General features: G+C 70.4%; 12 protein-coding genes. 10 read left to right on the top strand and 2 right to left on the bottom strand.

Annotated features, from left to right (window positions below):
* Window positions 1-1,083, top strand: a 1,083-nt coding sequence (gene glmS, locus JTJ31_RS17310; RefSeq protein ID WP_207539970.1) for a glutamine--fructose-6-phosphate transaminase (isomerizing), incomplete at its 5' end; no start/stop codon positions are given.
* Window positions 1,084-1,132: 49 nt separating this feature from the next.
* Here the strand turns inward: glmS and JTJ31_RS17305 are convergent.
* On the bottom strand, window positions 1,133-2,080 hold the full coding sequence (locus tag JTJ31_RS17305; protein WP_207539969.1) for a tripartite tricarboxylate transporter substrate binding protein: 948 nt from the start codon (window positions 2,078-2,080) through the stop codon (window positions 1,133-1,135).
* 5 nt (window positions 2,081-2,085) lie between these two features.
* Window positions 2,086-2,874, bottom strand: a complete 789-nt coding sequence (locus tag JTJ31_RS17300) for a cyclase family protein (protein ID WP_207539968.1) — start codon at window positions 2,872-2,874, stop codon at window positions 2,086-2,088.
* 108 nt (window positions 2,875-2,982) lie between these two features.
* Between JTJ31_RS17300 and JTJ31_RS17295 the strand changes: the two genes are divergently transcribed.
* The 9 genes from JTJ31_RS17295 (at window position 2,983) to cysS (ending at window position 14,514) form a co-directional block, all read left to right on the top strand.
* Window positions 2,983-4,455 (top strand): NAD-dependent succinate-semialdehyde dehydrogenase, encoded by a 1,473-nt coding sequence (locus JTJ31_RS17295; protein WP_268957097.1) that lies wholly within the window; start codon window positions 2,983-2,985, stop codon window positions 4,453-4,455.
* Window positions 4,452-5,525, top strand: a complete 1,074-nt coding sequence (locus tag JTJ31_RS17290; protein ID WP_207539967.1) for a class I SAM-dependent methyltransferase — start codon at window positions 4,452-4,454, stop codon at window positions 5,523-5,525. The genes JTJ31_RS17295 and JTJ31_RS17290 overlap by 4 nt, the downstream gene beginning before the upstream one ends.
* Window positions 5,512-6,909, top strand: coding sequence for a glutathione-disulfide reductase (gorA, locus tag JTJ31_RS17285; protein ID WP_207539966.1), 1,398 nt, complete (start codon window positions 5,512-5,514; stop codon window positions 6,907-6,909). The genes JTJ31_RS17290 and gorA overlap by 14 nt, the downstream gene beginning before the upstream one ends.
* Window positions 6,910-6,973: 64 nt before the next feature.
* Entirely contained in the window at window positions 6,974-8,359 is a 1,386-nt protein-coding gene (locus JTJ31_RS17280) for a class II 3-deoxy-7-phosphoheptulonate synthase (RefSeq protein WP_207539965.1), read from the top strand.
* Window positions 8,356-9,492: a beta/alpha barrel domain-containing protein gene (locus JTJ31_RS17275; protein WP_207539964.1), complete on the top strand. Its 1,137-nt coding sequence runs from the start codon at window positions 8,356-8,358 to the stop codon at window positions 9,490-9,492. The genes JTJ31_RS17280 and JTJ31_RS17275 overlap by 4 nt, the downstream gene beginning before the upstream one ends.
* Window positions 9,493-9,536: 44 nt before the next feature.
* Window positions 9,537-11,207 (top strand): NAD+ synthase, encoded by a 1,671-nt coding sequence (locus JTJ31_RS17270; protein WP_207539963.1) that lies wholly within the window; start codon window positions 9,537-9,539, stop codon window positions 11,205-11,207.
* Window positions 11,204-11,635: a hypothetical protein gene (locus JTJ31_RS17265; RefSeq protein WP_328805766.1), complete on the top strand. Its 432-nt coding sequence runs from the start codon at window positions 11,204-11,206 to the stop codon at window positions 11,633-11,635. Before JTJ31_RS17270 ends, JTJ31_RS17265 begins: the two co-directional genes overlap by 4 nt.
* Window positions 11,632-12,957 (top strand): glutamate--tRNA ligase, encoded by a 1,326-nt coding sequence (gltX, locus tag JTJ31_RS17260; RefSeq protein ID WP_207539962.1) that lies wholly within the window; start codon window positions 11,632-11,634, stop codon window positions 12,955-12,957. Before JTJ31_RS17265 ends, gltX begins: the two co-directional genes overlap by 4 nt.
* Before the next feature lie 144 nt (window positions 12,958-13,101).
* On the top strand, window positions 13,102-14,514 hold the full coding sequence (gene cysS / locus JTJ31_RS17255; protein WP_207539961.1) for a cysteine--tRNA ligase: 1,413 nt from the start codon (window positions 13,102-13,104) through the stop codon (window positions 14,512-14,514).
* Window positions 14,515-14,543: the final 29 nt, after the last annotated feature.

The raw sequence follows: 14,543 nt of genomic DNA, 5'->3' as shown, positions 1-14,543 counted from the left end.
TACCGCCACTACATGGAGAAGGAGCTGCACGAGCACCCGGCGGTGCTGGGCGACACGCTGCGGCAGTATCTCGACCCCAAGACGCTGGAGGTGCGGCTGCCGCGCCTGCCCTTCGACCCCGCCCGCGTGCCGCGCCTCACCGTCTCGGCCTGCGGCTCGGCCTTCCTGGCGGGGCAGGTGGGGCGCTACTGGATCGAGCGCCTGGCGCGCATTCCCGTGGATGCCGACGTGGCGAGCGAGCTGCGCTACCGCGACCCGCCGCTCGCCGAGGGCGGCGCGGCCATCCTCGTCTCCCAGTCGGGCGAGACGGCGGACACGATGGCGGCGCTGAAGCTGCTGCGCGAGCGGGGGCAGAAGGTGCTCTCTGTCGTGAACGTGCCCGAAAGCTCCATGGCGCGGGAAAGCGACGCGACGGTGCTGACCGTGGCGGGGCCGGAGGTGGGGGTGGCTTCCACCAAGGCGTTTACGGCGCAGCTGGCGGTGCTGGCGTGCCTGGCGATTGGCATGGGCCGGGCGCGGCGCGAATTGTCCACGCTGGACGAGGGGCGGCTGACCCAGGCTTTGCTGACCCTGCCGCACAGCGCCGCGCTGGTGCTGGAGAAGGACGCGCAGATCCGCGAACTGGCCGCCGAGGTGGCGAAGGCGCGCGACGTGCTGTTTCTCGGGCGCGGGCCGATGTTTCCCATCGCCATGGAAGGGGCGTTGAAGCTGAAGGAGATCAGCTACATCCACGCCGAGGGCTATGCCGCCGGCGAGATGAAGCACGGCCCCATCGCGCTGATCGACACTGCCGTGCCGGTGATCTCGATCTGCCCCAGCGGGCCGCTCTTTGAGAAGACGCTGAGCAACCTGCAGGAGGCGGCGGCGCGTGGCGGGCGGATCATGGCCTTCACCGATGCCGCCGGCGCGCCCGCGCTGCGGCGCTTTGCCGAGGCGGTGGTGGAGCTGCCGGAGGTGGATCCCTTCGCGCAGCCCATTCTGCACGCCATTCCGGTGCAGCTTCTCGCCTATCACGTCGCCGTGCTGAAGGGCACCGACGTGGACCAGCCACGCAACCTCGCAAAAAGCGTGACAGTGGAGTAGCGAGTCCTCGAACGCTGCGGCGGGGTGCCGCAGCGGATTAGGCCCGGCGCTACTCCGGCCGCACCCCAAGCTGCGGCAGGATGGTGCCGAAGCTGGCATATTCGTCGCGCACCATGGCCGAGAAATCGGCGCGCGAGCGGAAGCCGGCGACGACGTTCAGCTGCCGCGCCACCTGCCGGAAATTCTCCGTCTCCATCGCGTTGCGGCATTCGCGCTCCAGCACCTGCAGCGTGGGTTCGGGCGTGCCGCGCGGTGCGTACATCCCGACGAAGGAGAGCTGCACCGCGTCCAGCCCCTGCTCCTTCGCCGTTGGCACGTCCGGGAAATCGGGGTGGCGGCGGTCGGAGAAGACGCCGATCAGCCGCATCCGCCCCGAGGCGATCTGACCGGAGGCCGAGGCCACCACCACGGCGGAGAAATCCAGCCGCCCCGCCAGCGTCTCGGTCATGGAGGGTGGGTCGCCGCGGAAGGGGATATGCTCGAAGCTCCCGCCCGCGCTGCGCTGCACGCGCCAGATGCCGAGGAAGGGCAGGGAGTTCGGCCCTGGGCTGCCATAGGAAAGCGGGCGGCGCTTCGCCTCCTCCACGAGGTCCCTCAGCGAACGCCAGGGGCTGTCGTCGCGCACCACCACGCCCAGCACGTTCTCGGCGATGCCACAGACCGGCGCGAAGCTGTCCGGCCCGATCCCCAGATTGCGGACCATGTGCGGCTGCACCACCACCGGCGTCATCGGCGTGATGCCGAGGGTCAGCCCGTCCGGCGCCGCCTGCGCCACGGCGCGCATCCCCACCGTGCCGGAGCCGCCGTCACGATTGACCACCGTGACGGGCTGGCCGAGGACGCGCGTGAAATGCTCGCCCATGGCGCGGCTGTAGCCATCCGCGGCGGAGCCAGGTGCGTAGGGCAGCACGATCGTCATCGGCCGCTCGGGCCGCCATTCCTGCGCGGCGGCGGGCAGGGCAAGGAAGGGCAGGGCCAGCAGGGCGCGGCGTAGCATGGCGGTCACTCCTCGAGGATCGCCACGGCGCGGGTCCAGCCGGCGCTGCCGCGATGCACCTTCACGGGGAAGCAGGCGACGGTGAAGCCGCTGCTAGGCAGGGCTTCCAGGTTCGACAGCTTCTCCATGTGGCAATAGGCGATGTCGCGCCCGACGCGGTGCCCCTCCCAGATCAGCGACGCGTCGCCGGTCTCCTTCACGCGCTTCGCGGTGTGGGAGAAGGGGGCATCCCAGCTCCACCCATCCGTGCCGACGACGCGGATGCCGCGCTCCACGAGGTACAGCGTCGCCTCCCGCCCCATGCCGCAGCCGCTGTCGAGGAAATCCTCCTCCCCGTAGCGGGCGCCGGCGGCGGTGTTCACCAGCACGATCTCCAGTGGCTTCAGCACATGGCCAATGCGCTCGAGTTCCGCCTCCACCTCCTTCGCGGAGACGACGTGGCCGTCGGGCAGGTGGCGGAAATCGAGCTTCACACCGGGCTGGAAGCACCAGTCGAGCGGCACCTCGTCGATGCGCCAGGAGGGTTCGCCGCCCGGAACGGTGCGTTCGTTCATGCGGGAGAAGTAGTGGTACGGCGCGTCCAGATGCGTGCCGTTGTGGGTGGAGAGCGTCACCCGCTCCACCGCGGCGTATTCGCCCTCGGGCAGGGACTCCACCGGCACGCCCATGGTCGCGGCCATGGCGGGCGCGGTGGCGTGGTGGTCCAGGTATTCGATCTGCGGCAGCATGTGCGGCGGGTCGCTGCGGATGCCGGCGGTCAGCGCCACTGAGATGTCCACGATACGGCGCGGCATGGCGCGTTCCTTCCCCTTGAATCGGGCGCGAGGCTACCCACGGCCCCGCGCGGCTGACAACGGGGGCCGGGCTGCTTATCTTGCGGGCGGGAACGGAGGAACCAGCCCATGCTCGACACCACCGCGAAGCTGCCCTTGAAGGACCCCGACCTCCTGCGGCAAGCGAACTGCATCAACGGCGAGTGGGTGCAGGCCGATAGCGGCAAGCGCATCGCCGTCCGCAACCCGGCGACGGGCGAGGTGGTGGGCGAGGTGCCGGCCATGGGCCGCGCCGAGACCGCCCGCGCCATCGCGGCGGCCGAGGCGGCAATGCCCGCCTGGCGCAAGATGCTGGCGAAGGAGCGCGCGGCGATCCTGCGCAGGCTGCATGACCTGATGCTGGCCAATGCCGACGACCTCGCCGCCATCATGACGGCCGAGCAGGGCAAGCCGCTGGCCGAGGCGAAGGGCGAGGTCGCCTACGCCGCCTCCTTCATCGAATGGTTCGCGGAGGAGGGGAAGCGCGTCTATGGCGACGTGATCCCGCACAACCAGCAGGGCCGCCGCGTCCTGGTGCTGAAGGAGCCGATCGGCGTCTTCGCCGCCATCACGCCCTGGAACTTCCCCGCCGCGATGATCACCCGCAAGGCGGGTCCGGGCTGGGCGGCGGGCTGCACGGGCGTGATCCGCCCGGCCTCGCAGACGCCCTTCTCCGCCCTGGCGCTGGCCGTGCTGGCGGAGCGCGCGGGAATGCCGAAGGGCGTGTGCAACGTCATCACCGGGCCATCGGGCGAGACGGGGGCCGAGCTCACCGGCAACCCCGCGGTGCGCAAGCTGTCCTTCACCGGCTCGACCGAGGTGGGGCGCATCCTGCTCGAGCAATGCGCGCCGACCATCAAGAAGACCTCCATGGAACTCGGCGGCAACGCGCCCTTCCTGGTCTTCGACGATGCCGACCTCGATGCCGCGGTGCAGGGCGTCATGGCGTCCAAGTATCGCAACACCGGGCAGACCTGCGTCTGCGCCAACCGCATCCTGGTGCAGGACGGGGTGTATGACGCCTTCGCCGCCAAGCTGAAGGACGCGGTGTCGGCGCTGAAGGTCGGCAATGGCATGGAGCCGGGCGTGACCCAGGGGCCGCTGATCAACGGCGATGCGGTCAAGAAGGTGGAGGAGCACATCGCCGACGCGCTGAAGCGCGGCGCGCTGGTGGTGGCGGGCGGCGAGCGCCACGAGAAGGGGGGCAATTTCTTCCAGCCCACCATTCTCGCCAACGTGCCGCAGGACGCGCAGATCTTCCGCGAGGAGACCTTCGGCCCCGTCGCACCACTCTTCCGCTTCAAGACGGAGGAGGAGGGTATCGCCCTCGCCAATGACAGCGAGTTCGGCCTCGCTGCCTATTTCTACGCGCGCGACGTCGGCCGCATCTTCCGCGTGGCCGAGGGGCTGGAGGCCGGCATCATCGGCATCAACGAGGGCATCATCTCCACCGAGGTGGCGCCCTTCGGCGGGGTGAAGCAGTCCGGTCTGGGTCGCGAGGGCAGCAAGTACGGCATCGACGACTATCTGGAGATCAAGTACCTCGCGCTGGGCGGGATTTGAGCCGCCTTCGCGACAAGGTGATCGCGCACCCGGCGGCACGGCGCGTCTGGCGCCACCTGCCGCCGGGCGCCCAGGCCCGGCTCCGCCCGGTGCTCGGCCTGCCCGAGCCTCTCCCCACCCCGCCGCCGCCGGACGAGGCCACATCCCCGTCCGGCGAGGCGGTGGAAACGCTGGAGGCGATGCGCGCGCGCATCCAGGCGCTGCGCGAGGCGCCGCCCACTGAGGCGCGTGCGCTCTACGACGCGCTGTGCCGCCTCATGCTCGACCCGCCGCCCGAGGTGGCGGAGCTGCGCGCCCTCGACCCCTTCTCCCCGGAATACGCGGCGCGCGCGATGGAGCTGCTCGCCACGCTGCGCGGCCGGCCCGGCTATGACCCGCTTCGCGACGAGCGCCTCGGCCACGGGATGCAGGATCGCGACCTGTGGAGCGGCCTCTCGCCCTGGGATTTCCGCGACCCCGCCCTGGTGGCGGAGTTCCTGGACGCCCATGCCGCCATGCTGCGCGCCCTGCCGCTGCCGCCGCCCGCGACGGTGCTGGAATACGGTGCCGGGACCGGCCAGTTCCTTCTGAGCCTCGCCCGCATGGGCTATCGCTGCCACGCCGTGGACGTGGAGCCGGAATATCTCCGCCTGATCGAGCGCCAAGCCGAGGCCATGGGACTCTCCGTCGCCTGCGAGCAGGGGTTGTTCGGCGAGGGCTTCGACGGGCAGCGCTTCGACGCGATCCTGTTCTTCGAGGCCTTCCACCACGCCGCCGACTTCATGCCGCTGCTGCGCCGCCTGCGCGCACGGCTGAACCCCGGCGGACGCCTGATCCTGTGCGGCGAGCCCATCGTGCCGGATGGCATGACGACCGGCCCCGTGCCCTATCCCTGGGGCCCGCGCCTCGACGGCATCTCCATCGAAGCGATCGAGCGAGGCTGGATGGAGCTGGGCTTCCAGAAGGAATTCCTCCTGAAAGCGCTGCGCCGCGCCGGCTGGGACCCGGTCTTCGTCCAGCACCCCGCGACCTTCCGCGCCCATCTCATCCACGCCACTCCCCGTGAGGACTCCGCCCATGGCTCAGCATGACTTCGACCTTTTCGTGATCGGCGGGGGCAGCGCGGGGGTGCGCCTCGCGCGCATCGCCGCCGGGCATGGCGCGAAGGTCGCGGTGGCGGAGGAGCGGTTCTGGGGCGGCACCTGCGTCAACGTGGGCTGCGTGCCGAAGAAGATCATGGTGAACGCCGCCGAATACGGGATGTGGGCGGAGGATGCCGCGGCCTTTGGCTGGAACATCGAGAATCACGGCCATGACTGGGCCAGGCTGGCCGCGGCGCGCGACGCGGAGGTGGCGCGGCTTTCCGGCATCTATGGCCGGATGCTGGCGGGGGCGGGCTGCACCGTCTTCGATGCCCGCGCCACCTTCCTCGATCCGCACACGCTGGATGTGGGCGGCAAGCGCGTCACGGCGTCGCGCATCGTCGTCGCCACTGGCGGCTGGGCGACGAAGCTCGACATTCCGGGCGCGGAGCTCGGCCTGATCAGCGACGATCTGTTCACGCTGAAGGCCTTGCCGAAGCGCGTGGCGGTGATCGGCTCGGGCTATATCGGGCTGGAATTCGCCTGCCTGCTGCGCGGCCTCGGCGCGGAGGTGGAGGTGATCTTCCGCGGCGACCTGCCGCTGCGCGGCTTCGATCGCGACATCCGCGCTTCGGTGATGGAGGCGATGACCGCCCAGGGCATCACCATGACCTCGGGCACCAAGCCGGTGCGGCTGAGCAAGATGGAGGATTGCACCCTCCTCACCCTTTCCACCGATTTCACGCGCGAGGTGGACGCGGTGTTCTTCTGCACCGGGCGCGAGCCCAACACGCGCGGGCTGGGGCTGGAGAAGGCGGGCGTCTCGGTGGCGGCGAACGGCGCCATCCCAGTGGATGCGGAGCACGCGACCAATGTCGCGCACATCTTCGCCATCGGCGACGTGACGGACCGGCTGAACCTCACGCCCATGGCGACGGCGGTGGGCCATGCCCTGGCCGACACGCTGTTCGGCAAGAACCCCCGCAAGGCCAGCTACGAGAACGTCCCCACCGCGGTCTTCACCTCGCCCCCCATCGCCACGGTCGGCCTGACCGAGGCGGAGGCGGCTTCGCGCGGCCCGACCGACATCTACGTCACCCACTTCACGCCGATGCGCCACACCATCAGCAAGCGCGAGGGCCGCAAGACCCTGATGAAGCTGGTGGTCGACCAGGCGAGCCAGCGCGTCCTCGGCGCCCACATGCTGGGGGAGGACGCGGCGGAGATCATGCAGGGCATCGGCATCGCGGTGGTGATGGGGGCCACCAAGGCCGATTTCGACCGCACCATCGGCATCCATCCGACGGCCGCAGAGGAGTTCGTGACCCTGCGGACCCGCACCCGCGTGGCAGGGGTGGAGGAGGCGCCGGCCCATGGCTACGCGGCGGAGTAGGCAAGGGGGACGCGGTGGCCTAATCTCAGCCGATCATTGAAGCTTCCCAAGGAGTTCGCCTCTCATGGCGCGCGGCTGGAGCCCTTCCTCCTGGCGGCGGATGCCGATCCGTCAGGTGCCCGAATATCCCGATCCCGTGGCGCTCGCCGCCATGGAAGCCAAGGTCGCGCGATTTCCCCCGCTGGTCTTTGCCGGTGAGTGCGAGCGGCTGAAGGCCGGGCTGGCCGACGCCGCGGCGGGCCGCGCCTTCGTCCTGCAGGGCGGCGACTGCGCCGAAAGCTTCGCCGACTTCAACACCAACGCGATCCGCGACACCTTCAAGGTGCTGCTGCAGATGGCGGTGGTGCTGACCTTCGGCGCCGGCACCCCGGTGGTGAAGCTGGGCCGCATGGCGGGGCAGTTCGCCAAGCCGCGCTCCTCCGACACGGAGACGGTGGAGGGGGTGACGCTGCCCTCCTATCGCGGCGACATCATCAACGGCGCCGCCTTCACCGCCGAGGCCCGTCTGCCGGACCCCTCGCGGATGGAGTTCGCCTATCTCCAATCCGCCTCGACGCTGAACCTGCTGCGCGCCTTCGCGACCGGCGGCTTCGCCGACCTGCACCAGGTGCATCGCTGGAACCTCGAGTTCGTCAACCGCTCGCCCCTCGCCGACCAGTATGAGGGGCTGGCGCGCCGCATCGACGAGACGCTGGGCTTCATGGCCGCCTGCGGCATGAACAGCGACAACGCGCCGCAGATCCGCGAGACGGCCTTCTACACCTCTCACGAATCCCTGTTGCTGCCCTATGAGCAGGCGCTGACGCGGGAAAGCTCGACGCATCTGGGCAAGACCTATGCGTGCTCGGCGCATTTCCTGTGGATCGGCGACCGGACGCGGCAGGCGGAGGGCGCGCATGTCGAGTTCCTGCGCGGCGTCGCCAACCCGATCGGCATGAAGGTGGGGCCAAGCATGGAGGCGTCCGATCTCCTTCGCCTCATCGAGATCCTGAACCCGGCCAATGAGCCGGGGCGTCTGACGCTGATCGCGCGCATGGGTGCGGAGAAGGTGGTCGAGAAGCTGTCGCCTCTGGCCCGCGCCGTGAAGGCGGCGGGGCGCGAGGTGGTGTGGCTCTGCGACCCGATGCACGGCAACACCACGACGCAGAACGGCTACAAGACGCGTGACTTCGGCGCGATCATCAAGGAGGTGCGCGGCTTCTTCGACGTGATGGTCGAGGCGGGCGCCGTGCCCGGCGGCGTGCATATCGAGATGACGGGGCGCAACGTGACGGAATGCGTCGGCGGCGCCCATGGCCTCACCGCCGCCAATCTCGGCGAGAACTACGCCACCTTCTGCGACCCGCGGCTGAACGCGGAGCAGTCGCTGGAGCTCGCCTTCCTGATTGCAGAGGAGTTGAAGGCGCAGCGCCCGCAGCCCGCCAGAAGCGTGCCGCACGCCGCGCAATGAACGAGGCGGAAATCCGGGCGCGGACGGACAGCTACTTCAACCGCACCCGCGCCGTGGTGGAGCGCTTCGGCGATTGCCGCGTCACCTATGCGGTGTTCCTGCGCCGCCCGGTGATCTCGGCGCCGCGCCTTGCCCTTGACTTCGTGCGCGAGGTGGCGTCGCAGCGCGGCGCCGCCATCGAGATCGACGTGCGCTACCCCGAGGGCACCTGGGTCGGCGCGGGCGACCCGATCTTCTACCTCACGGGCAGCATGGCGCTGCTGTCGGACCTGGAGACGCTCTACCTCCAGCGCCTCGGCCCCGCCTGCGTCGCCGCCCACAACGCCTACCAGATGTGCGTGGAACTGCCCGGCGCCGCCTTCCTGGCCATGGAGGCGCGGCACTGCGCCGGCGGCGAGATGCAGGAGATGATGGCCTATGCCGCCAGCGTGGGCAGCGCGGCGGCGCAGCGCGAGGGGGCGAAGGGCTTCGTCGGGAACGCCAACGACGCCACGGCCCATTGGTTCGGCACCGAGGCGGGGCGTGGCACCATGCCGCATGCCCTGATCGGCTATGCCGGGTCCACGCTGCGCGCGGCGGAGATGTTCCGCGAGACCTTCCCGGATTCCGATCTCACCGTGCTGGTGGATTATTTCGGGCTGGAGGTGACGGACGGGCTGGCGGCGTGCCGGCGCTTTCCCGACCTCGCCGGGGCCGGGCGGATGTCCCTGCGGCTGGACACCCATGGCGGGCGCTTCCTGGAAGGGCTCGATCCGGCGGAAAGCTATGCCGTGCTGGAGCGCCACGCGCCCGGCGCCATTCGTCGCTACCGCTCCGAGACGGAGCTCCGTCACCTCGTTGGCACCGGGGTCAGCGCCGCCGCCATCTGGCGCATGCGCGAGGCGCTGGACGAGGCGGGCTTCCCGCGCGTCCGCATCGTCGCCTCCTCCGGCTTCGGGGTGGGCAAGTGCCGCGTGATGGCCGAGGCGCGGGCGCCGGTGGATGTGGTCGGCACCGGCTCCTTCATCCCCAACACCTGGAGCGAAACCTACGCCACCTCGGACATCGTCGAATATGACGGCACGCCGCGGGTGAAGCTGGGTCGCGAGTTCCTCCTGCGCAAGAACGGCAAGGCACGCTCCGGTCCGGGCTGAAGCCCCGCGTTGACCCGGCGGGGGGCGGAGCCTAACTCGGGGGAATGAAGCTCCGCATCGCGCTGGCCCAGATGAACCCGCATGAGGGGGAGATCCGCGCCAACGCGGCCCGGATCCGTGAATGGCGCGCGAAAGCGGCGGCGGCGGGCGCCGACCTGCTGGTGACGCCCGAATTCTCCATCGCCGGCTACCCGCCCGAGGATCTGGTCCTCAAGCCCGCCTTCCGCGCCATGTGCGAGGCGGAGATCGAGGCGCTGGCGGCGGAAACGGCGGATGGCGGGCCGGGCCTCGTCCTGGGTGGGCCGTGGGTGGACGGGGGCAAGCTCCACAACGCCGCCTTCCTGCTGGATGGTGGCCGCATCGTGGCCCGCCGCGCCAAGCACGAGCTTCCGAATTACGGCGTCTTCGACGACAAGCGCGTCTTCGACCCCGGCCCGGCTCCCGGCCCCGTGGTGTTCCGCGGCGTGCGCCTCGGCCTGATGATCTGCGAGGATTGGTGGTTCCCCGCCGTCGCCGAGACCCTGGCGGAAAGCGGCGCGGAGATGCTGCTCTCCATCAATGGTTCGCCCTTCGAGGTGGGCAAGGCGCAGGGACGTGTGGACCTCGCCGTCGCGCGGGTGGTGGAGACGGGGCTGCCCTTCGTCTTCCTCAACCAGAATTGCGGCCAGGACGAGGTGGTGTTCGACGGCGCCTCCTTCGTGCTGAACGCCGACCGCTCCCTCGCCATGCGCGCCCCCGCCTTCAGCGAGGCGCTGATCCTCACCGACTGGGAACGAGGGGCGGAGGGGTGGCGCTGCCAGCCCGGCGCGATCACGCCGCCGCTGGAGCGCCCGGCCGAGATCTACCACGCCATGATGCTCGGCCTGCGCGACTACGTGGAGAAGAACCGCTTCCCCGGCGTCGTGCTGGGTCTCTCGGGCGGCATCGACTCCGCGCTTTCCGCTGCCGTGGCGGCGGATGCGCTGGGGCCGGAGCGGGTGCGGGCGGTGATGCTGCCCTCGCCCTACACCAGCACCGAGAGCCTGGAGGATGCGGCGGAATGCGCGCGCCTCCTCGGCATCCGCTACGAGACCATTCCGATCGGCCCGGCGATGGAGGCGTTCGACTCGATGCTCGCCCCGGCCTTCGGCAACCGGCCGGATGCCGACCCTGCCGGCGTCACGGAGCAGAACATCCAGTCGCGCATCCGCGGCGTCACGCTGATGGCGATGAGCAACAAGTTCGGCGACATGCTGCTCACCACCGGCAACAAGAGCGAGATGAGCACGGGCTACGCCACCATCTATGGCGACATGTGCGGCGGGTATTCCGTGCTGAAGGATGTCTACAAGACCGACGTCTTCGCCGTGTGCCGCTGGCGCAACGCCCATGTGCCGGAGGGTGCCCAGGGCCCGAATGGCCCCGCCATGCCCGAGCGCGTGATCACCAAGCCCCCCTCGGCGGAGCTCAAGCCCGACCAGAAGGACCAGGACACGCTGCCCCCCTATGACGTGCTGGACGACATCCTCCATGCGCTGGTCGAGGAGGAGCGCGGCGTGGACGAGATCGTGGCGCGTGGCCATGACCGGGCCGAGGTGCTGCGCATCTGGCGCATGCTGGATCGCGCGGAGTACAAGCGTCGCCAGGCGCCACCCGGCGTGAAGATCGGCCGCCGCGCCTTCGGGCGCGACCGGCGCTACCCCATCACCAACGGCTTCACGGGACTCGTGACGTGACCATCAAGGGTTCCGACATCCTCGGCTCCGGCGGGGAGATCGAGGTGCGCATCATGGACCTCTCCGGCGGCAACGGTGCCGAGCCGGTGGAGGTGGTACGCGGCTTCTCCTCCCTCGCCCATGCCAACCAGTTCGCGCGACGCCGCGTGCGCGACAGTGTGGAGTTCTGCCGTGCCCCCGGCATGGACGCCGCCGCCGTACGCGATGCGTGGTTCGCCTTCGGCGAGGATGCGGTGGTGGAAGGGGGCGGCGAGGGCGGCTGGACCAGCGCCAGCGAACTCGCCGACTTCGCCGCCCATCCCTGCCGCGACGCGGAGCAGCGCAACTGGCGCGTCCTCGATCCCCGCCGCATCGGCGAGGAGGAGGATGAGGATGGGGGCGAGGACGGCGAAGGCGACGGCGATGGTGACGGGGGGAGCGGCGAATGAAGCTGCGATTCGCCCCATCGCCCACTGGGCACCTCCATGTCGGCAATGCGCGCGTGGCGCTGGCCAACTGGCTCGTCGCGCGGCGGGAGGGCGGTGAGTTCCTCCTGCGCCTGGACGACACGGACACCCAGCGCTCCCGCCCCGAATACGCCCAGGCGATCGAGGAGGATCTGCGCTGGCTCGGCCTCGACTGGGATGGGATGTTCCGCCAGTCCGACCGGCTGGACCGCTACGCCGCCGCCGCTGAGAAGCTGAAGCAAGCCGGCCGCCTCTACCCGTGCTTCGAGACGGAGGAGGAGCTGAACTACAAGCGCGAATTGCAGCGCAAGCAGGGCCGCCCGCCCCTCTATGACCGCGCCGCGCTGAAGATGACGCCGGAGCAGTTCCAGCGCGCCCTCGATAACGGCAAGTCGCCCTATTGGCGCTTCCGCCTTTCGGGCGGCAGCGTGTCCTGGCAGGACGGCGTGCTGGGCGAGCGCAGCGTGAAGCTTTCCGCGATCAGCGACCCTGTGCTGGTGCGCGCCGACGGCTCGCCGCTCTACACCTTCACCTCGGTGGTGGACGATCTGGAGACGCGCATCACCGACGTGGTGCGCGGCGAGGACCACGTCACCAACACCGGCGTCCAGCTCGACATCTTCGCGGCGCTGGGCGGCGACCCGCGCGCGATCCGCTTCGCGCATCTGCCGCTGCTCACCGACAGCGATGGCGGCCCGCTGTCCAAGCGCATCGGGTCGCTCTCCTTGCGGCAGATGCGGCGGGACGGGGTGGAGGCAGCGGCGATCACCGGCTACCTCGCCGCGCTCGGCACCTCGCGCGATCCGGCGCCGGGGCGGCCTTCCGAACTCGTCGAGGGCTTCACGCTGGACTCCGTGTCCCATTCCTCGCCGCGCTTCGACCTGCGGCAGATGCTGGCGCTGAACCGCCGCCTGATCCACGAGATGCCCTTCGAAGCCGCGCAGCCCCACCTGCCGCCCGGCGCCGATGCCCCGTTCTGGGACGCGGTGCGCGGCAATCTCGACCTGCTGCCCGAGGCGAAGCACTGGTGGGAGGTGGTCGCCGGCCGCATCGCCCCGCCGGAGATCGAGGGCGAGGGCGAGTTCCTCCGTGCCGCGCGCGACTCCCTGCCGCCCGAGCCTTGGGACGCCGCCACCTGGAATAGCTGGACTGAGGCGCTGAAGGCCCGGACCGGGCGCAAGGGCAAGGCGCTGTTCCTGCCGCTGCGCCTCGCCCTCACGGGGGAGGATCACGGCCCCGACCTCAAGGCACTGCTGCCGCTGATGGGGCGGGAGCGGGTGCTGGAACGCCTGCCGCGGGGCTGACCGCCCCGCCATTCCGCTGGACGATGGCGCGCGGGGCGGGCGATGCTGCTTGCATGGTCTGTCGCTGACGCCCTTCGCCCTGTCCCCTCCATCGGAAGGGGCGGGGCTTGAATTTCCGGCCGCGCCGCCCGATGGACCCCTGCCATGACCGAACTGCACCTGCACAACAGCCTGACCCGCCGGCGCGAGCGCTTCGCGCCGCTCGATGCCTCCCATGTGCGGATGTATGTCTGCGGCCCGACCGTCTATGACCTCGCGCATCTGGGCAATGCGCGGCCCGTGGTGGTGTTCGACGTGCTGGCGCGGCTGCTGCGGCGCCTTTATCCCCGCGTCACCTACGCCCGGAACATCACGGACGTGGACGACAAGATCAACGCCCGCGCGAGGGAGAGCGGGGAGCCGATCGGCTCCATCACCGCCCGCACCACCGCCGACTTCCGGCGCGACATGGCGGCGCTGGGCACGCTGCCTCCTGATGTGGAGCCCACCGCGACCGGCCACATCGCCGAGATGATCACCCTGGCCGAGCGGCTGATCGCGCGCGGCCACGCCTATGCGGCCGAGGGGCATGTGCTGTTCTCCGTCGCCTCCTTCGGCGATTACGGACGGCTCTCCGGCCGCTCGCCCGATGAGCTGATCGCGGGGGCGCGGGTGGATGTCGCCCCCTACAAGCGCGACCCCGGCGACTTCGTCTTGTGGAAGCCCGCCGAGCCCGACGCGCCCGGCTGGGATTCGCCCTGGGGCCGCGGCCGTCCGGGCTGGCACATCGAGTGCTCGGCCATGGCGTGGAAGCATCTGGGCGAGGAATTCGACATCCATGGTGGCGGGCACGACCTGCTCTTCCCGCACCATGAGAACGAGGTGGCGCAGAGCCGCTGCGCCTTCGGCACCCCGCTCATGGCCCATACCTGGATGCACAACGGCATGCTGCTGGTGAACGGGGAGAAGATGTCCAAGTCGCTCGGCAACTTCCTCACCGTGCAGGACGTGCTGGCGAAGGGCGAATGGGCGGGCGAGGCGTTCCGCCTCCTGCTGCTGCGCACCCATTACCGCGCCGACCTGGACTACACCGAGTCCGGGCTGGACGAGGCCAAGGCCGAGCTGGACGACCACTACGCCATGCTGTCCCGCGCGCCGGCGGCGGATTCCGATGCGGGCCTCGTGGAATGGGCGCTGGAGCCGCTGCGGGACGATCTGAACACGCCGCTGGCCCTGGCGCGGCTGCGCGACCTGCGGACGCTGGAGAACGCGGCGACGGTGGGCGGGTCCGCTGCCTCCGTGCTGGCGCGGATCGGGCGCGGCGCAGCCCCGGCGCCGGGCGTGGCCGCCGCTTCGTTCCGCGAAGCTGCCGCCGTGCTGGGCGTGGCGGGGGGCGATCCTTCCGCCTGGCTGCGCGGCGGGGTGGATGCGGCGGCGGTCGAGGAAGCCATCGCCGCCCGCCTCGCCGCCCGCAAGGCGCGGAACTTCGCCGAAGCGGACCGCATTCGCGACGACCTCAAGGCTCAGGGCATCGTGCTGGAGGATGGGCCGGGCGGCACCACCTGGCGGCGGCTTTGATGCTGCGCCTTCCAGAAATCGGGCGCGGC

Source organism: Sabulicella rubraurantiaca, assembly GCF_017355885.1.
GTDB lineage: Bacteria > Pseudomonadota > Alphaproteobacteria > Acetobacterales > Acetobacteraceae > Roseococcus > Roseococcus rubraurantiacus.
The sequence above is the reverse complement of the archived record's forward strand: the minus strand, read 5'-3'. Positions and strand labels throughout refer to the sequence as shown.